Genomic DNA, 22,322 nt, shown 5'->3' with positions numbered 1-22,322 from the left:
GCGTCCTCGACCTCGTTCCTGGAAGCGGCTCGGCGTCGCCGGCTACCTGCTGCGCCGGCGGCTCTCGGCCGGGGTTTCCTCGTCGTCGCGGTCCTCGGGTCCTTCGTCCTCGTCCTCCTCGTCCTCGTCCTCGTATTCGTCCTCCTCGTCGTAGTCGTCGTACTGGTCCTCGTCCTCGTCTTCGTCCTCTTCGTCCTCGTCCCGGGGCTCGTCCTTCGAGCGGCCCCTGCCGCCTTCGTCCCGCTCGTCGTAGCGGTCCTCGGGCTGCGCCTCTTCGCCCTCGTCCTCGTCGCCGGGCCGGTCCCTCTCCTCCCCGCGGGTCTCGCGGTCCTCTTCCTCGGCCTCGTCCGGGCCGCGGACGACCTCGCCCTCGCGGATCTCTCCGCGCCAGCCGCCCGTCGCCTCGCCGCGCAGCATCACGAACTTGCGGAAGAGTTTGAGGTCGAGCCGGGTGCGGCGGCCCTGGGCCCGCCAGACGTTCGCGGTCTTCTCGACCAGTCCCTTGGGGAAGTAGTCGAGGACCAGGAGGACCTTGGTGAGGTTCTCGGCCACCGGGTGGAAGGTGACCACACCCCGTGTGGTGCCCTTGGCCCCCTCGGAGGTCCAGGCGATCCGCTCGTCGGGCACCTGCTCGGTGATCGTTCCGGTCCAGGCCCGGCTCGCCTTGGCGATCTTGACCTGCCACTGGGTCGTGGTGTCGTCCTTCTGCTCGACGCTGACCACGCCCTTGGTGAACCGTCCGAACTCCGTGAACTGCGTCCACTGGTCGTACGCCTCACGCACCGGGACGCCGACGTCGATGTCCTCGATGATGGTGATGCTCTTGCCTCCGCCGCCGTGCGACGCCCCGTGCCGCTGCCCGGTGGCTTCCTTGATCTTGTCCGTCACGGCGTCCTTGGCGTGCGCTGCGGTGCCCTTGGCCTGGGACGCGACCTGCCCGCCGAGCAGCTTGCCGCCCTTGCCGAGGGCGTGGACGAGCGGGCCGGGGCCCACTTGGGCGGAGCCGATCCGGTTCGCCGCGTCGCCCACCTTGTTTCCCACGCCGGTCAGCATGTGTTCGAGGCGGGCCTCGGCGTACTTGCCCAGTTCCTCCACCAGCTTGTTCGTGCCCGGGTTCTTCAGGAGTCCGGTACCGCCCGGCGAGCCCTGCCCGGACGTCTTGCCGTCAGTCATCGTCCGTCTCCCTCTTTCGCGAGGAACCGCCTGACCTGGAGGACGTCCTGCGCGACGCCCCGCTGCCGGACTTCGGCTTCGACGAGGGCCGGCGTGCCGTCTTCCGGGCCTTGGGCCGTTCCTCCTCTTCCTCGCGCGGCTCCTCCTCCTCCTCCTCGTGGGGCTCCTCTTCCTCCTCGCGGGGCTCTTCCTCCTCGCGGGGCTCCTCTTCCTCGCGGGGCTCCTCTTCCTCGCGTGGCTCCTCCTCCTCGCGTGGCTCCTCTTCCTCGCGGTCCTCGTCCTGCTGCCGGCTCCGCTGCCCGTCCTGCCCCTGCAACCCTTCGGTGCGCTGGTGCAGCGCGTCGGCGAGGTGACCGGCCTGCGCGTTCAGTACGGAACCCACCGCCGCCTTGGTCGCGCCGGCCAGTTCGTTGCGGGCCTGCTGGTTGAGGTTGCCGAGCACGGGTGCGAGGACCTCGGCGAGGTCTCCGGCCTTCGCGCGCTTCACGGCGATCGCCATGGCGAGCCCCAGGGCGGCCTTCGCGTTCTTCTTGCGGCCCAGCAGATAGCCGCCGACGAGGGCGGCTCCGATCTTGGCGTTGCTCATGATGCCGACCTCCTGAGCTGGTACAGCCTGATCTCCTCCAGCCGTCCCAGCAGTTCCTCCTCGCGTGCCGCGAAGTCCTCCTCGTCGATACGGCCCTCCGTGCGCGCCCGCTCCAGGTCGGCGAGCGCCGCCTGGATGGGGGTGGGGTCGTAGTACTCGTTCTCCGCGGCCTGAACGACCTTGTCGAGCACCCAGCCCACGCCTCGCACCGGAGCGAAGGGCAGTGCCAGGACCTCGTAGACCAGTCCCACGGTGCCTCCTTGTGTCGTGCGGCTCGGTGCCGTCGATGGGTGTCAGGCGAAGCTGTAGGGCGGCAGAGGACCGCGAAGCCGCAGCTCGGCTCCGTCGGGCAGTTGCCCGGTCAGCTCGGCGCAGGCGTCGGTGAAGTCCTGGGACTTGTCGTCGTCCACGAGGAACGACGCGTTGACGAAATACTGCTCGGAGCCCGGCGACAGGCTCTCCGCGTGCACGAACGGCCGCAGCGCGGTGACGATCTGCGTGGCGAGCGCCTCCTCGCGGGCCTGCACCTCCTGGGCCACGAGCTGGCCGAGCTCCATGCGTTGCTCGGGGCTGCCGCGGCCGTCGCGGGTCGCCTCGTTCAACTCACGTACGCGGTCGGAGTCCTCGATGATCCGCCGCAGCAGCGAGTCCTCGTCCTGCACACCCTTGACGTTGAACTCCACCCGGCCGGTGAGTTCGGCCATCCGCTGGGCGTACTGGTCGGCGCCCTGTTCCAGTACGGCGCGTACCGCCTCGTCGTTCTGGGCGACGAACCCGAAGCCCAGCGGCAGGGAGACACCGTCGGACCACAGCCGCTCCTGCACGGCGTGATGTGCCTCCAAGTCCCGCCGGGCGACGGACAGATCCTCCGGGGCCTCGCTGACCACGGCGCACAGTGAGTCGCCGCGCACCACGCGCAACTCGGAGGGCCCCTCTCCGACGCCCTTGAGGTCGTCGAGACGCAAGGGGTGTGATGCCTCGGTGATGGCATAGACGTACAGCGACATCACTCACTCCTCGCGGTCCTTGGAGGAACGGCGCTCGGACCGGCGCTCGACGGGTTCGCGCTCCCGCCGTTCCTCCCTGCCGCGCCGGGGCCGTTCACCGCTCTCCATCTCGTCGCGGCCGCCCTGGAGGGATTCCGTGAAGGCTTCCACGGCGCCGCTGAGCGCGCCCTTGCTCTTGCCCTTGGCGCCGCCCTCGGTGACGCGTTCCATCACGTCGGGCAGCTGGGCCGGGGCCTTGCGGCCCGCTTCCAGGTCCAGCCGGTTGCAGGCCTCGGCGAAGCGCAGGTAGGTGTCCACGCTGGCCACGACGATGCGGGCGTCGATCTTGGCGATCTCTATGCCGACGAGGGAGACCCGTACGAAAGCGTCGATCACCAGACCGCGGTCCAGGACCAACTCCAGTACGTCGTAGAGGTTCCCGGAGCCTGAGCTGGGGGCGGGGACCGCGCCACCGCCCGGCGTCACAGTCACGATCTGCTCCCTCCGTTCCGGTCGAGCTGGGCGCGCGTGTAGCGGCGCCTGCGTTTGTAGGCCAGCAGCTGGCCGGCCGGGTCCATCGCGACCTCGTAGCTGGCCATCACGCTCGTGGTCTCGGGCACGCGCTCCAGCTCGACGACCTCGACCTCGGCCTCCCAGCCGTCCTCCGTGGGCTTCAGCGCGGAGACGGATTCCGGTCGTCGGCCCAGCAGCTCCGCGAGCTGGTCGGACGCCTGCCGCATCGCCTCGGCGGCCGAGACTCTCTCGTTTCCAGGCATATCATCACCAACTACTGTCAATCACCCGTGTCTCCCAAAACCTCCGCCTTTATCGCTCCGGTCAGCAGGTTTTCGGGTGCCGGTGTGGATCCGGAGCGCCGCCTGTGGCGTCTACGCCGGTATGGACTTGGAAAAACCGCCTGCTCACCAGCCACCTGACGGGTGCCTCGTGGTCGCGATCCGCGTTCCGGTGCGGATCGTGATGCTGCTCGTCGTCCTCCCCGTGCGCATGGCGTGGGACGCGCTGGCCGTCGCGGCGCGGTTCCTCCACGACACGGTGTTCAGGCCGGCCGGGCGGGCGTTGCTGTGGCTGGGGCGGGCGGTGTTCGTGTGGCCGTTCGTCGCGCTGTGGCGCTGGGTCCTGGTCCCCCTGGGCCGGGCGCTGGCCTGGCTCATGAACGTGCTCGTCGTCGCGCCGTGCCTGTGGCTGTACCGATACGCCCTGACGCCCCTCGGGCACGCGCTCGCCTGGGCCGGGCGGGGAATCGCCGCCGGGCTGGGGTGGCTGTACGCGCGCGTGCTCACCCCCGTGGGGATCGGGATCATGTGGGTCCTGACAGGCGTCGGCGCGGTGCTCGCGGTCGTCGGCGGCGGAGTGTTCACCGCGGTGGCATGGCTGGTGCGCCACCTCCTCGTGGTGCCCGCCGTCCGGCTCTACGAGTGGGTTCTCGCGCCGGCCGGACGGGCGCTGGTGTGGTGTCTGAACGGGCTCGCCTGGGTGGTGCGCATGATCGTCACGGGCATCGGCATGGCCCTGTACTGGACCTGCCGGATCCTGCTCGTGCTGCCCGCGCTCGCCGTGTGGCGCTGGATCCTGGTGCCCGCCGGGCACGTACTGGCGGTCGTCGGGCGCGAGATCGGGGCCGCGCTGGGGCACGCCTGGCGGGTCGCGGGGCACATCTCGCTCACCGTCGGCCGGTTCCTCGCGAGCCTCTTCCGGTGGATCTTCGTGGAACCGGTGCGATGGGTCTACGCGCGCGTGCTCACGCCTGCCGGTCATCTGGTCCGGGACGCTGTGCTGCGGCCGGTGGGTGAGGCGCTGCGTGCCGTGGGGCGGGCCTCGCGGCAGGCGCTGGCGTCCGCACGGGCGAGCGTGCGGCAGGCGCGGGCCGACTTCCGGCGGATGCTCTTCGGCGGGCCGCGGCCGGGGCGGACGGCCGTCCGGCGGGAACCTACGGCCGCCGGGACACGTACTCTTGGTAGCAGTACGACCGCTCTCACGAAGGATTGAACGACACTGGGCAAGCGACAGCCCGAAGGCCCGCCGCCTGCACCCGCGGTGCAGCGCGTCCGACTGCGCTACACCAAGCGCGGCCGCCTCCGGTTCACCAGCCACCGTGACTTCCAGCGCGCCTTCGAGCGTGCGCTGCGCCGCGCCGAGGTGCCCATGGCCTACTCGGCGGGGTTCACCCCGCACCCGAAGGTGTCGTACGCCAATGCCGCACCCACCGGCACGGGCAGTGAGGCGGAGTATCTGGAGATCGCGCTCACCGCGCCGCGCGATCCGGAGAAGCTCAGGATCCTGCTCGACGAGTCGCTGCCCACCGGCCTCGACATCGTCGACGCGGTCGAGGCCCGCACGTCGGGGCTCGCCGACCGGCTGACGGCCTCCGTCTGGGAGCTGCGGCTGAACGGCGTGGACCCGGCCGACGCCGCACGCGCCGTCGCCGCCTTCAACGCGGCCGAGGTCGTCGAGGTGCAGCGGATGACCAAGAACGGCGTCCGCACCTTCGACGCCCGCCCGGCCGTGGTGAGTCTGCACAGCACCGACGGCCTCGTGGACCTCGGCGATGCCGCGGGTGCCGAGGGCGGCGGAGATCCCGGGCGTCTCGAACGCACTGAAAACAGTGAAAGCCGTGACAGCCGTGCGACCTCGGAAACGCAGGATCCGCAGGCTGATAGGCCGACCGACCAGCCCTGTGCGATACTGCGGCTGGTTGTTCGGCACGTGACGCCTGCCGTACGACCCGACGACGTCCTGTCCGGTCTCCGCGCCGTGGCCGACCTGGCGCCGCCGGTCCCCGCAGCGGTGACCAGGCTGGCGCAGGGGCTGTTCGATGAAGAGACCGGCACGGTGACAGACCCGCTCGCGCCTGACCGCGAGGCAGGTCCCGCGTAGGACGGACGTCGTAGCGCAGCCCTTGTACTCGGGAGCCACCTGGGTCGGGCGGCGCACCGACCAGAAGACTTTCGCCAGGCCGTACGCAACACGGCGTACGGAACCGGCGAGACAGGACAACAGAGAGCTCCCGTGCGGCGCCCGCGCCCCGGACGGCGGCAGCAGCGCATCGCGCGAGCCGCGGACGTCACCGGCATCACTGCCGGACCAGGTGCGGCGCCCGGGAGCCTGACGGGAGAAACGCCCGCATGCTCGAGCCGATCGAACCCACCGAGGGTTCCGAACTCAATACACCCAGCGACACCCTGCCGCCGCGTCGTCGGCGCCGTGCCGCTTCCCGGCCGGCGGGACCGCCCGCCGCCACGTCCGCGGCGCCCGCGGAGACGGTCGAGCCGGCCATACCGGCCGCCGACGCCGCCGACCTGGCCACCGGCGATCTGCCGGCCGCCGAGGCCGCCGACCTCGCTGCGACCGACCTCTCCTCCGCCGCTTCCGAGGAGGCAGGTGATGTCGAGGAGGCCGTCCAGGCCTCCGAGGCGGAAGAGGTCGCCGGCGCCGAGGAGACCGACGAGACCGCCGAGGAGCTCGCGGCTCCCCAGGAGGCCGCGCCCGCCGGGCGTACGCGTCGCCGGGCGACCCGCCGGGTGTCCGCTCCCGCCGGTGCGCCGGCCGCCGCCGAGGCCGCCGAGACCGTGGTGCCGGCTGGCGCCCCCACCACCGAGCCGGTGGACGAGAGCCCCGTCGCCCACGTCGTCGAGGAACCCGCCGCGCCGCGCCGCCGCCGGGCCACGCGCCGGGTGTCCGCGCCCGCCGGTGCGCCGGTGACCGTGGAGGGCGCCGAGAGTGCCGCACCCGCCGAGAGTGCCGCTGCCGCGTCCGTGAGCGTGGAGGCGCCCGCCGCCGTCGCGCCCGCCGAGGAGGCCGCGCCCGCCGGGCGTACGCGTCGCCGGGCGACCCGCCGGGTGTCCGCGCCGGCCGCTGCGCCGGCCGCCGCCGAGGCCGCGCAGCAGGAGGACGTCGTACCCGCCGCCGAGGCGCTGCCGCAGGACGAGCTCGCTCCCGCTGCCGAGACGCCCGCGGACAGCGCCGCCGAGGAGGCCGGTGACGCCGCTGAGCGGCGGACCCGCCGCCGGGCCACGCGCCGGGTGACGGCACCCGCCGAGACGGTGGACAGTGCCCCGGAGGAGGCCACCGAGACCGCCGGTGAGCAGGTCGCCGAGGCCACCGATGAGCAGGCCGGCGCGCCGCGTCGTACGCGTCGCCGCCGGGGTGCCGTGGCCGAGGCGTCCGCCGAGGCCGCCGTCGAGCAGGCCGCCGTCGAGCAGGCCGCCGAGCCCGAGCAGACCGCCGCGATCGAGCCCGCCGAGGCCTCCGCCGACCAGGGAGGTGCCTCGCGTCGTGCGCGGCGCCGGGTCGTGCGCAAGGCGGCGACCGGATTCGCCGCGCCCGCGCAGTCCGAGGCCGCCGAGGGCGAGGCGGTGCGTCCGCCCGCACGGCCCGCGGTCGCGGTGTTCCAGCCGCCGGTGTTCACCGAGCCGAGGTTCCAGACGCCCGAGCGGGCCGCCGCCGAAGCGGCCGCCGAGGCCGCCGAGGAGGCCCCCGAGGCCGAGGAGTTCCCCGAGGAGGAGCCGGCCGGTGCGCGGCGTCGTCGCCGGCGCCGGGGTGCCGGAGCCGCGGAGGAGCCTGAGACGCAGGCCGCCGAGACCGCCGTGGACGAAGAGGCGGAGGAGGCCGAGGAGGCCGCCGGCAGCACCGTCGAGGACGACGAGGGCGAGGAGTCCGGGTCCCGTCGCCGTCGCCGCCGGGGTGGCCGCCGCCGTCGCCGGGGCGAGTCCGGGGACTACGCCGACGGTGACAGCGAGGAACTCGCCGCCGAGCAGGCCGCGCAGGACGCCGAGGACACCGCCGAGCAGGTCGAGGAGGACGCCGACGAGGACGACGGGTCCGCCGCGGACTCCGGGGGCTCGTCCTCCAGCAGCCGCCGTCGCCGTCGCCGTCGCCGCCGGGCCGGGGACTCCGGCACGGAGGCCGAGCCGTCCGCCGACGACCCCGAGCGCACGGTCGTCAAGGTCCGCGAGCCGCGGCCCGCGCGGGAGAAGGGCGGCGAGCCGTCCGACGAGGTGCAGTCCATCAAGGGCTCCACGCGTCTGGAGGCCAAGAAGCAGCGCCGCCGCGAGGGCCGCGAACAGGGCCGGCGCCGGGTGCCGATCATCACCGAGGCCGAGTTCCTGGCCCGGCGCGAGGCCGTCGAGCGGGTGATGGTCGTCCGCCAGCACGGCGACCGTACGCAGATCGGCGTCCTGGAGGACGGCGTGCTCGTCGAGCACTACGTCAACAAGGAGCAGTCCACCTCGTACGTCGGCAACGTCTACCTCGGCAAGGTGCAGAACGTGCTGCCGTCGATGGAGGCCGCCTTCATCGACATCGGCAAGGGCCGCAACGCGGTGCTGTACGCCGGCGAGGTCAACTTCGAGGCGCTGGGCATGGCCAACGGGCCGCGCCGCATCGAATCCGCCCTGAAGTCCGGCCAGTCCGTGCTCGTGCAGGTCACGAAGGACCCGATCGGGCACAAGGGCGCCCGTCTGACCAGCCAGGTCTCCCTCCCGGGCCGCTACCTCGTGTACGTGCCCGAGGGCTCGATGACCGGCATCAGCCGCAAGCTGCCCGACACCGAGCGGTCGCGGCTGAAGACGATCCTCAAGAAGATCGTCCCCGAGGACGCGGGCGTCATCGTGCGCACCGCCGCCGAGGGCGCGAGCGAGGACGAGCTGCGCCGGGACGTCGAGCGGCTGCAGGGGCAGTGGGAGGAGATCCAGAAGAAGGCCAAGAGCGGCAACGCGCCGACTCTGCTGTACGGCGAGCCGGACATGACCGTCCGCGTCGTGCGCGACATCTTCAACGAGGACTTCTCCCAGGTCGTCGTCAGCGGCGGCGACGCCTGGCAGACCATCCACGGCTACGTCTCGCACGTCGCGCCGGATCTCGCCGAACGGCTGCAGAAGTGGACCTCCGAGGTCGACGTCTTCGCCACGTACCGGATCGACGAGCAGCTCGCCAAGGCGCTGGACCGCAAGGTCTGGCTGCCCAGCGGCGGTTCGCTGGTGATCGACCGGACCGAGGCGATGGTCGTCGTCGACGTCAACACCGGCAAGTTCACCGGCCAGGGCGGCAACCTGGAGGAGACGGTCACCAGGAACAACCTGGAGGCGGCCGAGGAGATCGTCCGCCAGCTGCGGCTGCGCGACCTCGGCGGCATCATCGTCATCGACTTCATCGACATGGTCCTGGAGTCCAACCGGGACCTGGTGCTGCGGCGCCTGCTGGAGTGCCTGGGCCGGGACCGCACGAAGCACCAGGTCGCCGAGGTCACCTCGCTCGGCCTGGTCCAGATGACCCGTAAGCGGGTCGGTCAGGGTCTGCTGGAGTCCTTCTCGGAGACCTGCGTCCACTGCAACGGACGCGGCGTCATCGTGCACCTGGACCAGCCGGCCGCCATCGGTGGCGGCGGCAAGCGCAAGAAGCGCGCGCGGGCCGGTGCCGAGCAGCCGGAGCACACCCACGAGACGGTGGCCGGCGCGATCGTCGAGACCGGCGAGACCGTCGAGGAGGAGGCGGAGACCGAGTCCGAGGTCGCGGCCGAGGTCGCCGAGCCGGTGGCGCTGCCCGCACCGGAGTTCGCGCCGGACGAGGAGCTGTACAGCAGCGTCGCCGAGGCCGAGGCCGCGGCCTCCCGCGGCGGTCGTTCGCGGCGCCGGTCGAGCCGTCGGGTGTCCGCTCCGGCGGGCGCGCCCGCGCTGAAGAGCGAGGCGGACGGAGCCGGTACGGCGGTGCCCACGGCCCAGGACGTGACGGCCGAGGAGGAGGCCGCGCGTCCGGTGCAGCCCGAGCCGGCCGCGGCGGCCCACGCCGAGCCGATGGCCGTCGAGGACCCGGTGGTCGAGGCCGCCCCGGCGGAGACTCCCGCCGAGGAGGCCGCGCCCAAGGGCCGTACGCGCCGTCGCGCGACCCGCAAGGTGAGCGCGCCTGCCGGTTCGCCCGCGTCGGCCGAGGCGGCCGTGGTGACGGTCGCCGAGACCGCACCGGCCGTGCCGGAGACGCCGGAGGTGCCTGAGACGGCGCAGCCGGAGCAGGCCGAGGTGCCCGCCGAGGCAGCCGCCCCCGCCCGTCCGCGCCGCCGTGCGGTCCGCAAGGCCACCGCGCCGACCGCGTCCGAGGAGGAGGCCGTGACGGTCGTGCCGTCGGCGGAGACGCAGGCGCCGGTCGCGGAGCAGGCCGCCCACGAGGCCGAGCAGGCCCTCGTGGAGGCCAGGGAGGCCGCCCACGAGGCCGTCGCCGGGACCGAGGAGGCCGAGTCCGCCCCGGCCAAGAAGACCGCGGCCCGCAAGACGGCGAAGAAGGCCACGGCGAAGAAGGCCGCCACCAAGAAGACCGCGGCCAAGAAGACGGTCGCGAAGAAGGCGACGGCCAAGAAGGCGGCGAAGTCCACCGCGGCCAAGGCGACCGCCGCGAAGACCGCCAAGACGGCGTCGAAGAAGACGGCTGCGGCGGAGCAGTCCCAGCCGGGCGTGTCGGTCTCGACCGAGGACTGACCGCCCCTCGGACAAGCAGTCGAGCGCGGGGCACCCGATGTCACGGGGTGCCCCGCGCTCGTGCGTGCGCGCTGTGCGACTGACGTTCGCCACGATCGGCGGGGCCAGGGACCTCTGGTACGCCAGCAAGGCGCTGGGCAAGGCCAGGGCCGGTCTCTCGAAGGCCGAGGACCAAGCTGAAGGACGCCAAGAAATAGGCGGCCGAGGCGCGCAAGAAACGCAGGAAGAACGAGGAGAGCGGCTCCTGCCCGGTCGCGGGGAAGCGCAGCTTCCTGCCCGGCACGAAGGGCTGCTCGCCGACGGCAAGACCAAGCCATCGAGAAGGTGAATGCGGTGATGTGGTCGGCACCGCGCGGGGCCCGGTTTGACCCCTCAAGCCGGGCCCCGTAACCTTGACCGTCGGCGTGTCGAGTGGCGCGCCACATCCCCGTAAACCTCTTCCTCCGGGACGCCGGGCGTCTCGGAGAGGCCGCTTCGTATGTCGGGTGGCTGGACTGCGGGGGTGCCGTTCCCGAGCGAGAGAGTGAGATCCGCTTGTACGCCATCGTGCGCAGCGGTGGCCGCCAGCACAAGGTTGCTGTCGGCGACATCGTTGAGGTTGACAAGATTTCCACCGCCAAGGTTGGCGACACGGTCGAGCTCTCGACCCTGCTCGTCGTCGACGGCGACGCTGTGACCAGCGACCCGTGGGTGCTGGCCGGCATCAAGGTCCAGGCCGAGGTCGTGGACCACCACAAGGGCCAGAAGATCGACATTCTGCGCTACAAGAACAAGACCGGCTACCGCCGTCGTCAGGGCCACCGCCAGCAGTACACGGCGATCAAGGTCACTGAGATCCCCGCGGCTGCGAAGTAAGGGACTGAGGAGAGATGGCACACAAGAAGGGCGCATCGTCCACCCGTAACGGTCGTGACTCCAACGCTCAGCGCCTCGGCGTGAAGCGCTTCGGCGGTCAGGTCGTGAGCGCGGGCGAGATCCTGGTCCGCCAGCGTGGCACCCACTTCCACCCGGGTGCGGGCGTCGGCCGTGGCGGCGACGACACGCTGTTCGCGCTGCAGGCCGGTTCGGTGCAGTTCGGCACCCACCGTGGCCGCAAGGTCGTGAACATCGTTCCGGTCGCCTGACCGGAAGCTTTCGCGAGGCGGACCTCACTTCCCTCACGGGGAAGCGGGTCCGCCTTTCGCGTGTTGCTCAAGAGACATTCCCGTACGTAACTGGAGGCACCAGACCATGACCACCTTCGTGGACCGCGTCGAACTGCATGTCGCCGCGGGTAACGGGGGCCACGGCTGTGCCTCCGTCCACCGTGAGAAGTTCAAGCCGCTCGGCGGACCCGACGGCGGCAACGGCGGCCGCGGCGGGGATGTGATCCTCACGGTCGACCAGTCGGTCACCACGCTGCTCGACTACCACCACTCCCCGCACCGCAAGGCCACCAACGGCAAGCCCGGCGAGGGCGGCAACCGCTCCGGCAAGGACGGCCAGGACCTGGTGCTGCCGGTGCCGGACGGGACCGTGGTGCTGGACAAGGCGGGCAACGTGCTGGCCGACCTGGTCGGGCACGGCACCTCGTTCGTCGCCGCGCAGGGCGGCCGGGGCGGCCTCGGCAACGCCGCGCTGGCGTCCGCCCGGCGCAAGGCGCCCGGCTTCGCGCTGCTCGGTGAGCCGGGCGACCTCCAGGACGTCGTACTGGAGCTCAAGACCGTCGCCGACGTGGCGCTCGTGGGGTATCCGAGCGCCGGCAAGTCCTCGCTGATCTCCGTGCTCAGCGCCGCCAAGCCGAAGATCGCCGACTACCCCTTCACCACGCTCGTGCCGAACCTCGGTGTCGTCACCGCCGGTTCGACCGTCTACACCATCGCCGACGTCCCCGGACTCATCCCCGGCGCCAGCCAGGGCAGGGGGCTCGGCCTGGAGTTCCTGCGGCACGTCGAGCGGTGCAGTGTGCTGGTGCACGTCCTGGACACCGCCACCCTGGAGTCCGACCGCGATCCGGCCTCCGACCTCGACGTCATCGAGGCGGAGTTGCGGGAGTACGGCGGGCTGGACAACCGGCCGCGGATCGTCGTGCTGAACAAGATCGACGTGCCGGACGGCAAGGATCTCGCGGAGATGGTCCGGCCGGACCTCGAGGAGCGCGGTTACCGCGTGTTCGAGGCGTCCGCGGTGGCGCGGACCGGGCTGAAGGAGCTGTCCTTCGCGCTGGCCGACCTGGTCGCGCAGGCGCGGGCCGCCCGGCCGAAGGAGGAGTCGACGCGGATCGTCATCCGGCCCAAGGCCGTGGACGACGCGGGCTTCACGGTCGTCCGTGAGGACGACGGTCTGTTCCGGGTACGGGGCGAGAAGCCGGAGCGCTGGGTGCGGCAGACCGACTTCAACAACGACGAGGCGGTCGGGTATCTCGCCGACCGGCTCAACCGGCTCGGTGTCGAGGACGAGTTGATGAAGGCCGGCGCGCGCTCCGGGGACGGCGTGGCCATCGGTCCCGAGGAGAACGCCGTGGTGTTCGACTGGGAGCCGAGCGTCATGGCCGGTGCGGAGATGCTGGGCCGCCGTGGTGAGGACCACCGCATGGAGGAGCAGCGTCCCGCGGTGCAGCGACGCCGGGACCGGCAGGCCGAACGGGACGAGATCGAGCACGCGTTCGACGACTTCGAGCCGTTCTAGACGGCCGGGACGGACCGGGCCTCATAGCGGACGTCGGTGCGACGGCAGTCGCCTGATGATCTGCAGGACCCGTTGCGGCAAGGCGGCGTTCGACGCGTCGTTCCCGTGCCGCAACGGGTCCGTTTCTGTCTGCCCGGTTGTCATGCGCGCGCGTCCCTGAGTGCAGCGGGCGGACCAGCGGGGCGTGGAGCTTCCGAAGTGTCCAAGGGGCCACCGGGGCAACGGGGTTCCGCCGGATGACCGAAGTGACCGGACCCGTTTCGCCCGGTAGGCGCCGTTTTCTGACCGCTTCGGCCGCGGTGGCCGGCGTCGCAGCCTCCGCCCAGCCGTCGCTGCCGTCCGCCGCCCGGGCCGCCGGGACACCGCTGCCCGAGGGCGTGTTCAGCCTGGGTGTGGCCTCCGGCGATCCGCTCCCCGACGGCGTCGTGCTGTGGACCCGGCTCGCGCCGCGACCCGCGAAACGGCGGCGGCATGCCCGGCCGCGCGGTGCCGGGGGAGTGCGAGATCGGCGACAGCGAGCGGCTCGAAAGGCCGCTGCGGCGCGGTGTCGCGCAGGCCCGGCCCGAGTACGGGCACAGCGTTCAGGTGGAGGAGCGAGGGCTGCGCCCGGGCCGCGTACTGGTACCGCTTCCGCGCCGGTGGCAGGCTCTCGCTCGTCGGCCGCGCCCGCACCGCGCCCCACCGCGCAGCTCCGGCGGCACCCTGGGCGTCGCGCTCGCGTGCTGCCAGAACTGGCAGCACGGCTACTTCACGCCGTACGCCGACATGCCGGCCCAGGACCCCCGTCGTCCTCTTCGTCGGCGAGTACATCTATGAGTCCACGCCCAGTACCGCGGCGACCAGGCCACCAGCCAGGCCGGTGCGCACAACCCGGGGCTCACCCTGCTCGGCGCCCGCCAGAAGCGGTGGCTGCTCGACGGATGCGTGACCCGCCCGCGCCTTCGACATCCGCCCGGACGGCATCGACGCGCGGGTGAGGATCATCGACACGGTGCTGAAGCCGCGGGCCACGCCGAGCACGCCGGCGGGACTGCGGGTGGACGCGGGGCGGCCCGGGGTGCGGGTGGTGTGACGCCCCGTCGCGCGTCCGGCCGTCACGCGAGAGCCCAGTGGTTGTGATTGTGAACGCCTGTGGCCGGCACGGCAGGAGACGCACGTTTGAGAAACTCCCCGGTCATCCGGAGAACTCGCCGTCGCCTGTCCGGGATACGGTGAATCGATCACTCACGCTCGCGAAGACCGAAATGCCGCGGAATGCCAGCAGGTAATTCCGGCGCAATAGGATGCCCTGGCGAGCCGTATTCCAGACTAGTTCGCAGTGGTGTCGTGACGTATATGAAGAACGCGTGCACCCCATCTTCGCGGGATGTGAAGATCCGCACTCCGCGGTGCGCGCGCTTCACGGACTCCTCCCTGCTGGTCGCCGCCGCGCCCTTGCGGCGCACCGCGCCCACCACGTCCGCACGGTGCACCACACGTCTTCACGCGCCTTCCAGGGAATTGGTGAAGGTCCTCGGGAAGCGCTGTGTGAAACGGCTCCGGCGGCGCCGGGCCGATACGCCTTCACTTATACGGGACTTACGCGGAGTGGCGCCCCTCACCCGCCGATCGCAAATCCCTGTGCGGTTACTCACAACATTTGCACGCATGTCCACGAAACGTCCGCCAGGGCCGCGGGTCATGCAAGGTGAATGGCAGGTTGCGTGTACATTTTCGGCCGCGGTCCTTCGCCTTGCATGGCGGTAACCGCAAGTGCGACCCTTTGCAAGTTCCCAGTCGCCACGAGGTAGGTCACCTGTGTCACAGCACATAGCCAAGCCCCGAACCACCGCAGTGATCCTTGCCGGTGGTACCGGTCAGCGCGTGGGTCTGTCGATCCCCAAGCAGTTGCTGAAGATCGCCGGCAAGGCAGTCATCGAGCACACGCTGACCACCTTCGAGAAGGCCGACTCCATCGACGACGTCATCGTGCTGATGGCGCCGGGCTATGTGCCCGACGTCGAGAAGATCGTCGCCAGGGCCGGATTCAGGAAGGTCTCCCGGGTCATCGAGGGCGGCTCCTCGCGCAACGAGACGACCGAGCGCGCCATCGCCGCGCTGGGCGAGGGCCTGGCGGAGGGCGAGGACCTCAACGTCCTCTTCCACGACGCCGTACGGCCACTGCTGTCGCAGCGCGTCATCGGTGAGTGCGTGGGCGCGCTGGACCGCTACCAGGCGGTCGACGTGGCCATCCCGTCCGCGGACACCATCATCGTCACGCGTACGCACGGTGAGGACGGCGAGTTCATCACCGAGATCCCCGACCGGGCCCGGCTGCGCCGCGGTCAGACCCCGCAGGCCTTCAGGCTCTCCACGATCAAGCGAGCCTACGAGGTGGCGGCCGGCGACCCCAACTTCCAGGCCACGGACGACTGCTCGGTCGTCCTGCGCTATCTGCCGGACGTGCCCATCCACGTCGTCGCGGGTGACGAGTACAACATGAAGGTCACCCAGCCCGTGGACGTCTTCATCGCCGACAAGCTGTTCCAGCTGGGCTCCACGGCGGCGCCGGAGCAGATCGGCGCGGACGACTACCGCGAACTGCTGACCGGCAGGACCGTCGTCGTCTTCGGCGGCTCGTACGGCATCGGCAAGGACATCGCCGAACTCGCCGAGTCCTACGGCGCGCACGTGTACGCCCTCGGCCGCTCCACGACCGGCACGCATGTCGAGAACCCGGAGGAGGTCGACGACGCGCTGGCCAAGGCGTACGCCGAGACCGGCCGGATCGACCACGTCGTCAACACCGCGGGTGTACTGCGCATCGGCAAGCTGGCCGAGACCGGGAACGCCGCCATCGAGGAGGCGCTGAAGGTCAACTATCTGGCGCCGGTGCAGATCGCCCGTGCGGCGTACAAGTACCTGGCCGAGACCGAGGGGCAGTTGCTGCTCTACACCTCCAGCAGCTACACCCGCGGCCGCGCCGAGTACTCCCTCTACTCCTCGACCAAGGCAGCCATGGTGAACCTCACCCAGGCCCTGTCCGACGAGTGGGCCGGCGACGGCATCCGCGTCAACTGCATCAACCCGGAGCGCACCGCGACACCGATGCGGACCAAGGCCTTCGGCGACGAGCCCGCCGGCTCGCTGCTCTCGTCCGAGGCGGTGGCGCGTACCTCGCTCGACGTGCTGCTGTCCGAGCTGACCGGTCATGTCATCGACGTCCGCCAGCAGGACCCGACGGCGGGCGCCGGCCAGGCCTCCGGTTTCGAGCAGGCGCTGGCCAGGGTCCTCGACCGCCAGGACGACGTGGCCTGATCGCCCACCGGTAGCCGTACGGAGACGCAGCCCAGACCGGTCCCCTTCCCACAGAACAGGTTCCTCGTGATTTCCACCGCCATACGCGTCGCCCGGGTGGGCAGCGCGGCCGAGCTGGCCGCGGCGGCCCTCATGCTGCTGGGCTATCCCTGCCTCATGCTCGCCGCTCTCGCCCCTAGCGTCCCCGCCTTCGCGGCCGCGGCCGCCGTGACGTATCTGGCGGACCACTACCTGCACCGCAGAGGCAGCTATCTGGTCAACCGGCTCAGCAAGGTCCGTGCCGGTCTGTCGATCCGCTTCCTGATCCGGCAGTTGCTGCTGGTCCTGCTGCTGGCCCGGCTCTCGCTCTCGGACAACCCGCTCTTCTACGGCGCGGTCGGCTGCTTCATCGCCTTCTACGGCCTCCAGGCCCCGCACGGCGCCCTGGTCACCCTGATCCGCAACCGCCGCAGGCTGCCGGTCGCCACCCGCAACGTCGACCTCGCGTCGCGCGTCCGCGTCCCCGACGCCCCGCCCCGCCGGCTGCTGCACCGCTCGGCGGAGAAGATGCTGCACCTCGACCTCGCCGCCGTCGTCGGCGTGCTCGTCGCCGCGGCCACCGACTCGGCCGCCGCCGGGTTCGCGGGCATCGCCGTGACCCTCGTGCTGGGCTGCGGCTATGCCCTCGCGCTGATGCCGTACGTGCGCGGCCGGCGGGTGCCGTCCCGCCCCGACGCCGTGCTGGCCGCGGTGGACGACTGGCTGCGCGAGTACCGTCCGGAGACGGTGCTGTACTTCTCCGGCTCCAAGGACTCGGCCTACCAGGTCAACATGTGGCTGGAGACCATGGAGCGGCTGGACACCAGGCCGCTGATCATCCTGCGGGAGCGGGTCATCCTGCAGAACCTGGCGCCCACCACGGTCCCCGTCGTCTGCGTGCCCGGCGGGGTGCACCTGATGAACATGGACCTGTCCACCGTGCGGGTCGCGCTGTACGCGGCGAACGTCGGCAAGAACATCCACATGCTGCGGGTCCCGACCATCAAGCACGTCTTCATCGGCCACGGCGACAGCGACAAGCTGGCCAGCGTCAACCCGTTCAGCAAGGTGTACGACGAGGTGTGGACCGCCGGCCGGGCGGGCCGCGACCGCTACGCCCTCGCCGACGTCGGTGTCCGCGACGAGGACATCGTGGAGGTGGGCCGCCCGCAGCTGGCGCCGATCCGGACCTGGCAGGGCGTGCCGGACGGGCGTATGCCCACGGTGCTGTACGCCCCGACCTGGGAGGGCTGGGACGACAACCCCGGCAACACCTCGATCCTGCTCGCGGGCGAGAACATCGTGCGGCACCTGGTCACGGCCGACCCGCCGGTACGTGTCCTGTACAAGCCGCACCCCTTCACCGGCACCCGCAGCGCCGCGGCCAAGGCCGCGCACCGGCGGATCACGGCCCTGGTCGGGCAGGCGGCCGCGGAGCGCGCCGCCGACCCGGCCTTCACCGACGACGCCGCCGCGCGGAGCGCCGCCCAGGCCGAGCTGGCCCGGATCGAGGCGCGGCTCACCCAGTTGTCCGGCACGACCGCCGCGGCGAGGGGCGACGAGGCCGAGGCGACCCGTGAGGGCATGACCGACCTCGCCAGGCACCAGGAGATCGCCCGGCTGCGCGCCGGGCGGAACGACGCCTACTGGCGCTCCGTCCCGTCGTACGAGCACCGCGTCGTCACGGGTGCCGAGCCGCGCCTGTACGACTGCTTCAACGTCTCCGACGCGATGGTCTCCGACGTCTCCAGCGTGGTCTCCGACTTCATCGCCAGCGGCAAGCCGTACGCGGTGACGGACTCGGCCGAGCTCGGTGCCGAGGAGTTCAAGCGGCAGAACACCGCCGTGCGCGCCGCGGTGATCCTCGGCAACGGCGCCGCCGAGCTGGACGGCCTGCTGGCGGCGGTCCGCGATCCGGCGGCCGACCCGCTGGCCGGGGACCGCGAGGAGCTGAAACGGTATCTGCTGGGCCCGGACGAGCCGAGGCCGATCGACCAGTTCAACGCGGCGGTGGCGGACCTGGCGCGGAAGGCCCGGACCCGCAGCCTCGCCCAGGAGTCGCATGTCGCGGCCGGGGCCGTGGAGGAGGTCGAGCCGGAGGACGCCGGACAGCCGGCGGTCTGAGACACCACCGCGCCCGCCTGCCCGGCTTTCCCGCCTTCTCGTCACGCCCCTGTCCCGGACGCTGGACCGGCGCGCGGTGGACGATCCGCTTCGCGTAGATTGCGGTTCCGGGGCACCGGACCTACGCGAGGGGACAGACAGCAAGGTGGCAGGGGCAAGGCAGGCCGTGCACGAGGCCCGCAGGATCGTCGTCAAGGTGGGTTCCTCGTCGCTTACCACCGCCTCCGGCGGGCTGGACGCGGACCGGGTCGACGCGCTCGTCGACGTCCTCGCCAAGATCCGCAGCGGTGGTGAGAAGGAGATCGTGCTGGTCTCCTCCGGTGCCATCGCCGCCGGTCTCGCCCCGCTGGGCCTGCGCCGCCGCCCCCGGGACCTGGCCCGCCAGCAGGCGGCCGCCAGCGTGGGCCAGGGACTGCTCGTCGCCCGCTACACCGCCTCCTTCGCCCGCTACGGAGTCCGCGTCGGCCAGGTGCTGCTCACCTCCGACGACATGAGCCGCCGCGCCCACCACCGCAACGCCTCCCGCACCCTGGACAAGCTCCTCGCGATGGGCGCCCTGCCGATCGTCAACGAGAACGACACCGTCGCCACCGACGAGATCCGCTTCGGCGACAACGACCGGCTCGCCGCGCTCGTCGCCCACCTGGTCCACGCCGACCTGCTGGTCCTGCTCTCCGACGTGGACGGCCTGTACGACGGCGACCCCAGCAGGCCGGGCACCTCGCGGATGGCGGAGGTACGGGGCCCGGACGACCTCTCCGGTGTGGAGATCGGCAGCGCCGGCAAGGCCGGTGTCGGCACCGGTGGCATGGTCACCAAGGTGGAGGCCGCCCGGATCGCCGCCGCCGCGGGCATCCCCGTCGTCCTCACCAGCGCCGTCCACGCCGCCGACGCGCTGACCGGCCAGGACACCGGCACGTTCTTCCACCCCACCGGCAAGCGCTCCGCCGACCGCCTGCTGTGGCTCCAGCACGCCTCCGCCCCGCAGGGGGCGCTGACGCTGGACGACGGAGCCGTACGCGCGGTCGTGGAGCGCCGCACTTCGCTGCTGCCGGCCGGAATCGCCGCCGTCGAGGGCGAGTTCAGCGCCGGCGACCCGGTCGAACTGCGGGACGGCACGGGTCACGCCGTGGCGCGCGGGCTGGTCAACTTCGACGCCAAGGAGATCCCGCTGCTGATCGGCCGCTCCACCCGGGAGCTGGCGCGCGACCTGGGGCCGGCGTACGAGCGTGAAGTCGTCCACCGGGACGATCTGGTGATCCTGCACCACTGACACGGGTTGGCGCGCGGCCGAAAACAGGGGGAACGCCCCGCAAATGCCGCCGCCCTGAGGTGGACGTTCCGCAAAACCGCCCCGCGATCCCGCGGGGCCTGCTCAACTTTGTTTCACAGGCAGATTCCGCACGAGCATGGCTCGACCCCTGCTCGACCATCGTGTAAAGGAGGCCGTCGTGAGACGAGTGCGCCCTGGGGCAGCGTCCCGCGGCGGTGCCGGTGGAGCCTCCCCCCGCCCGGCGGGCGAGGAGCGCGCCCTCACGAGCGTCGCCGCCGGTGACCGCTACCCGGGCGAGGAGCCCGAGGACCTGCCCCGGCTGTGGCACGTCACCCTCAGCGTCTCCGGCGAGGCGGCCCCGCTGCCGGAGGTCCGGCGTGCCCTCGAACAGCTCGCCCACGACCATCCCTTCCTGCTGACCAGCAGATACGCCGACGACCACGCGGAGATCCGGTACTGGGAGGAAGCCCGCGACCTGCACGACGCGGCCGCTGTCGCGCTGCGGCTGTGGGGCGAGCACCGGCAGACCGCCGGGCTGCCGCCCTGGGAGATCGTCGGCCTTGAGGTCATCGACCGGGTCACCTACCACCAGCGCATCTCCGAGGGATACGGCCCGCCGCCCGCGTCACCCGTGGGCGTGCACCCGTTTTGAGAGGTTTGCGCCCGTGTCTCGGGGTTTGGGATGACCGGTGAAGCCCTCCGCGCCGCGCACTACCCTTCCCTCATGACCACGCTTTCGCCGTACGACTCCATGACCCCGGTCACCCAGGCCGCCTACCGCGCCAAGGCCGCCGCCGCCGACCTCGCGCCGCTGCCGCGGGCCGTGAAGGACGACGCGCTGCTCGCCGTCGCGGACGCCCTGGAGGTCCGTACGAGCGAGATCGTCGAGGCCAACGCCAAGGACGTGGCCAAGGCCCGTGAGGCCGGCACCAGCGAGTCCGTCGTCGACCGGCTGACCCTGACCCCGGAGCGGGTGCGGGCCATCGCCTCCGACGTCCGTGACGTCGTCGCGCTGCCGGACCCCGTCGGTGAGGTGGTCCGTGGCTCGACCCTGCCCAACGGCATCGACCTGCGCCAGGTCCGCGTCCCGCTGGGCGTGGTGGGGATCGTCTACGAGGCCCGGCCGAACGTCACCGTGGACGCCGCCGCGCTCTGCCTGAAGTCGGGCAACGCCGTCCTGCTGCGCGGCTCCGCCTCCGCGTACGAGTCGAACACCGCGCTCGTGCGGGTGCTCCGCGACGCCGTCGGCGGCGCCGGGCTGCCCGCCGACGCGGTGCAGCTGGTGCCCGGCGACAGCCGCGAGAGCGTGCGCGAGCTGATGCGGGCGCGCGGCCTGGTCGACGTGCTGATCCCGCGCGGCGGGGCCTCGCTGATCCGCACGGTGGTCCAGGAGTCCACCGTGCCGGTGATCGAGACCGGCACCGGCAACTGCCACGTCTACGTCGACGCCGACGCCGACCTGGACACGGCCGTCGAGGTGCTGATCAACTCCAAGGCCCAGCGGGTCAGCGTGTGCAACGCCGCCGAGACGCTGCTGGTGCACCGGGACATCGCCGACCGGTTCCTGCCGCGCGCCCTGGACGCCCTCGCGGAGGCCGGGGTGACCGTGCACGCCGACGAGCGGGTGATGGCGTACGCCGGGGACAGCAAGGCGACCGTCGTCGAGGCGACCGCCGAGGACTGGGAGACGGAGTACCTGTCCTACGACATCGCCGCGGCGGTGGTGGACTCCCTGGACAAAGCCGTCGAGCACATCCGGCTGTGGACCTCCGGCCACACCGAGGCCATCGTGACCACCTCCCAGCAGGCCGCGCGCCGCTTCACCCAGCTGGTCGACTCCACGACCGTCGCGGTGAACGCCTCGACCCGGTTCACCGACGGCGGCCAGTTCGGCTTCGGCGCCGAGATCGGCATCTCCACGCAGAAGCTGCACGCCCGCGGGCCGATGGGGCTGCCGGAGCTGACCAGCACGAAGTACATCGTGACCGGCGACGGGCACGTACGGCGCTGAGGCGCACGCCCCCGGCGCGCGCGGCCGGGAGATGTCCCCGCAGGCGGATGAATTTCCATACCGTCTGCCCAAATTGACCCCCCAGGTCTACTCTGGATCCGTGCCGGAGGACGTGGGGGGCACGCCGTTCCCTGACGGCTGGGAGCCCGACGACGACCACGACCACGGGGTGTCGGACGAAGAGTTCGCCTCCGTGGTCTTCGACGAGGCCTTCGTACGGTCGGCCGCGGTGCACGAGCCGACCGCAGTCGAGCGCCTCGTGGCCGCCGCGCAGGCCAGAGCCGAGGCCTCCGAGGCGGAGGCCCGCCGGGCGCACGGCAGGCGCGAGCGCTACGACGACGCGTACGGCCCCGACGACCCCGGCGAATTCGGCCGCGACCCGGACCTCGACGACCTGGACGAATGCGACGTCCTCGACGACCACGACGGGGCGTACGGCAAACAGGTCCGCTGGCACCGGCCCGTGGCCTGGCTGCTCGCCCTCCTGATGGGCGTCGGCATGATCGCTCTGGCCTTCGCCGCGGTCTACCGGGGCGCCTCGTCCCACCGCCAGGACCAGGTCCCGCCGCCCGCCTCGACCGGCCTGGAGCACGGCACGCCGACGGCGCCCTCCGCCTCCGCCGACCACTCCCGGCCGGCCGTCTCGGCGGTCCCGCGCACCCCCTGAGAGGCCGGTTCCGACCGCCCGCACAGAGGCTCCCGT

The 22,322-nt window shown here is 71.9% G+C and carries 19 protein-coding genes and 1 pseudogene; 13 read left to right on the top strand and 7 right to left on the bottom strand.

What is annotated here, in order from left to right; all coding sequences use genetic code 11:
- Positions 1–42 precede the first annotated feature (42 nt).
- From ACIHCM_RS03810 to ACIHCM_RS03785, 6 genes are read right to left on the bottom strand one after another with little or no spacing between them, the layout of a single operon-like run.
- On the bottom strand, positions 43–1,173 hold the full coding sequence (locus ACIHCM_RS03810) for an SRPBCC family protein (protein ID WP_399888527.1): 1,131 nt from the start codon (positions 1,171–1,173) through the stop codon (positions 43–45).
- A complete protein-coding gene (locus ACIHCM_RS03805; RefSeq protein ID WP_399888524.1) occupies positions 1,166–1,759 on the bottom strand; it encodes a hypothetical protein in 594 nt (197 codons plus the stop codon). Before ACIHCM_RS03805 ends, ACIHCM_RS03810 begins: the two co-directional genes overlap by 8 nt.
- The gene (locus tag ACIHCM_RS03800; RefSeq protein WP_399888521.1) at positions 1,756–2,010 is read right to left on the bottom strand and encodes a gas vesicle protein GvpG; all 255 of its coding nucleotides are present in this window, start codon (positions 2,008–2,010) and stop codon (positions 1,756–1,758) included. The genes ACIHCM_RS03805 and ACIHCM_RS03800 overlap by 4 nt, the downstream gene beginning before the upstream one ends.
- A 42-nt stretch (positions 2,011–2,052) precedes the next feature.
- On the bottom strand, positions 2,053–2,766 hold the full coding sequence (locus ACIHCM_RS03795; protein WP_399888518.1) for a GvpL/GvpF family gas vesicle protein: 714 nt from the start codon (positions 2,764–2,766) through the stop codon (positions 2,053–2,055).
- A gap of 3 nt (positions 2,767–2,769) precedes the next feature.
- Positions 2,770–3,237, bottom strand: a complete 468-nt coding sequence (locus ACIHCM_RS03790) for a gas vesicle structural protein GvpA (protein ID WP_399888515.1) — start codon at positions 3,235–3,237, stop codon at positions 2,770–2,772.
- A complete protein-coding gene (locus ACIHCM_RS03785; RefSeq protein ID WP_399888512.1) occupies positions 3,234–3,521 on the bottom strand; it encodes a gas vesicle protein in 288 nt (95 codons plus the stop codon). The genes ACIHCM_RS03790 and ACIHCM_RS03785 overlap by 4 nt, the downstream gene beginning before the upstream one ends.
- Before the next feature lie 121 nt (positions 3,522–3,642).
- On the opposite strand from ACIHCM_RS03785, the gene ACIHCM_RS03780 reads away from it, so the two are divergent.
- From ACIHCM_RS03780 to ACIHCM_RS03750, 7 genes and pseudogenes are all read left to right on the top strand, one after another.
- Entirely contained in the window at positions 3,643–4,752 is a 1,110-nt protein-coding gene (locus ACIHCM_RS03780; protein WP_399888509.1) for a hypothetical protein, read from the top strand.
- Between the two features lie 48 nt (positions 4,753–4,800).
- Positions 4,801–5,640 (top strand): TIGR03936 family radical SAM-associated protein, encoded by an 840-nt coding sequence (locus ACIHCM_RS03775; protein WP_399888506.1) that lies wholly within the window; start codon positions 4,801–4,803, stop codon positions 5,638–5,640.
- 248 nt (positions 5,641–5,888) lie between these two features.
- Positions 5,889–10,229: an Rne/Rng family ribonuclease gene (locus ACIHCM_RS03770; protein WP_399888503.1), complete on the top strand. Its 4,341-nt coding sequence runs from the start codon at positions 5,889–5,891 to the stop codon at positions 10,227–10,229.
- Between the two features lie 534 nt (positions 10,230–10,763).
- Positions 10,764–11,084: a 50S ribosomal protein L21 gene (gene rplU, locus ACIHCM_RS03765; RefSeq protein ID WP_004931419.1), complete on the top strand. Its 321-nt coding sequence runs from the start codon at positions 10,764–10,766 to the stop codon at positions 11,082–11,084.
- Between the two features lie 14 nt (positions 11,085–11,098).
- The gene (gene rpmA, locus ACIHCM_RS03760; protein ID WP_014672692.1) at positions 11,099–11,353 is read left to right on the top strand and encodes a 50S ribosomal protein L27; all 255 of its coding nucleotides are present in this window, start codon (positions 11,099–11,101) and stop codon (positions 11,351–11,353) included.
- A gap of 106 nt (positions 11,354–11,459) precedes the next feature.
- Positions 11,460–12,896 carry a GTPase ObgE gene (gene obgE, locus ACIHCM_RS03755; protein ID WP_399888499.1) on the top strand — a complete coding sequence of 479 codons (1,437 nt, stop codon included), beginning with the start codon at positions 11,460–11,462 and terminating at the stop codon, positions 12,894–12,896.
- 236 nt (positions 12,897–13,132) lie between these two features.
- A pseudogene (locus ACIHCM_RS03750) lies at positions 13,133–13,740 on the top strand (alkaline phosphatase D family protein); the annotation flags it as partial.
- Here ACIHCM_RS03750 and ACIHCM_RS03745 read toward each other — a convergent pair.
- Entirely contained in the window at positions 13,707–13,994 is a 288-nt protein-coding gene (locus ACIHCM_RS03745) for a hypothetical protein (RefSeq protein ID WP_399888757.1), read from the bottom strand. The pseudogene ACIHCM_RS03750 and the gene ACIHCM_RS03745 overlap by 34 nt on opposite strands.
- A gap of 699 nt (positions 13,995–14,693) precedes the next feature.
- Between ACIHCM_RS03745 and ACIHCM_RS03740 the strand changes: the two genes are divergently transcribed.
- The 6 genes from ACIHCM_RS03740 to ACIHCM_RS03715 all read left to right on the top strand — a co-directional run bounded on the left by ACIHCM_RS03740 (position 14,694) and on the right by ACIHCM_RS03715 (position 22,286).
- The gene (locus tag ACIHCM_RS03740; protein ID WP_399888496.1) at positions 14,694–16,193 is read left to right on the top strand and encodes an SDR family NAD(P)-dependent oxidoreductase; all 1,500 of its coding nucleotides are present in this window, start codon (positions 14,694–14,696) and stop codon (positions 16,191–16,193) included.
- 66 nt (positions 16,194–16,259) lie between these two features.
- Positions 16,260–18,335: a hypothetical protein gene (locus ACIHCM_RS03735; protein WP_399888493.1), complete on the top strand. Its 2,076-nt coding sequence runs from the start codon at positions 16,260–16,262 to the stop codon at positions 18,333–18,335.
- Positions 18,336–18,501: 166 nt separating this feature from the next.
- Positions 18,502–19,608, top strand: coding sequence for a glutamate 5-kinase (gene proB, locus ACIHCM_RS03730; RefSeq protein WP_399888740.1), 1,107 nt, complete (start codon positions 18,502–18,504; stop codon positions 19,606–19,608).
- A 136-nt stretch (positions 19,609–19,744) separates the two neighbouring features.
- The gene (locus ACIHCM_RS03725) at positions 19,745–20,260 is read left to right on the top strand and encodes a hypothetical protein (protein ID WP_399888490.1); all 516 of its coding nucleotides are present in this window, start codon (positions 19,745–19,747) and stop codon (positions 20,258–20,260) included.
- A 72-nt stretch (positions 20,261–20,332) separates the two neighbouring features.
- Positions 20,333–21,619: a glutamate-5-semialdehyde dehydrogenase gene (locus ACIHCM_RS03720; RefSeq protein ID WP_399888487.1), complete on the top strand. Its 1,287-nt coding sequence runs from the start codon at positions 20,333–20,335 to the stop codon at positions 21,617–21,619.
- Positions 21,620–21,650: 31 nt separating this feature from the next.
- Positions 21,651–22,286, top strand: a complete 636-nt coding sequence (locus ACIHCM_RS03715; RefSeq protein ID WP_399888484.1) for a hypothetical protein — start codon at positions 21,651–21,653, stop codon at positions 22,284–22,286.
- Positions 22,287–22,322: the final 36 nt, after the last annotated feature.

It is taken from the genome of Streptomyces sp. NPDC052023, from assembly GCF_044548465.1.
Taxonomy (GTDB): Bacteria; Actinomycetota; Actinomycetes; order Streptomycetales; family Streptomycetaceae; genus Streptomyces.
Note: the sequence above shows the minus strand (reverse complement) of the source record. Positions and strands in the feature narration are given on the sequence as shown.

Excerpts from the sequence above, each read along its gene's own strand:
- obgE (WP_399888499.1), top strand. The coding sequence starts at position 11,460 with ATGACCACCTTCGTGGACCGCGTCGAACTGCATGTCGCCGCGGGTAAC.
- ACIHCM_RS03810 (WP_399888527.1), bottom strand. The coding sequence starts at position 1,173 with ATGACTGACGGCAAGACGTCCGGGCAGGGCTCGCCGGGCGGTACCGGA.
- ACIHCM_RS03795 (WP_399888518.1), bottom strand. The coding sequence starts at position 2,766 with ATGTCGCTGTACGTCTATGCCATCACCGAGGCATCACACCCCTTGCGT.
- rpmA (WP_014672692.1), top strand. The coding sequence starts at position 11,099 with ATGGCACACAAGAAGGGCGCATCGTCCACCCGTAACGGTCGTGACTCC.
- ACIHCM_RS03720 (WP_399888487.1), top strand. The coding sequence starts at position 20,333 with ATGACCACGCTTTCGCCGTACGACTCCATGACCCCGGTCACCCAGGCC.
- ACIHCM_RS03780 (WP_399888509.1), top strand. The coding sequence starts at position 3,643 with ATGGACTTGGAAAAACCGCCTGCTCACCAGCCACCTGACGGGTGCCTC.
- ACIHCM_RS03805 (WP_399888524.1), bottom strand. The coding sequence starts at position 1,759 with ATGAGCAACGCCAAGATCGGAGCCGCCCTCGTCGGCGGCTATCTGCTG.
- ACIHCM_RS03770 (WP_399888503.1), top strand. The coding sequence starts at position 5,889 with ATGCTCGAGCCGATCGAACCCACCGAGGGTTCCGAACTCAATACACCC.
- ACIHCM_RS03785 (WP_399888512.1), bottom strand. The coding sequence starts at position 3,521 with ATGCCTGGAAACGAGAGAGTCTCGGCCGCCGAGGCGATGCGGCAGGCG.
- ACIHCM_RS03715 (WP_399888484.1), top strand. The coding sequence starts at position 21,651 with ATGTCCCCGCAGGCGGATGAATTTCCATACCGTCTGCCCAAATTGACC.
- ACIHCM_RS03725 (WP_399888490.1), top strand. The coding sequence starts at position 19,745 with ATGGCTCGACCCCTGCTCGACCATCGTGTAAAGGAGGCCGTCGTGAGA.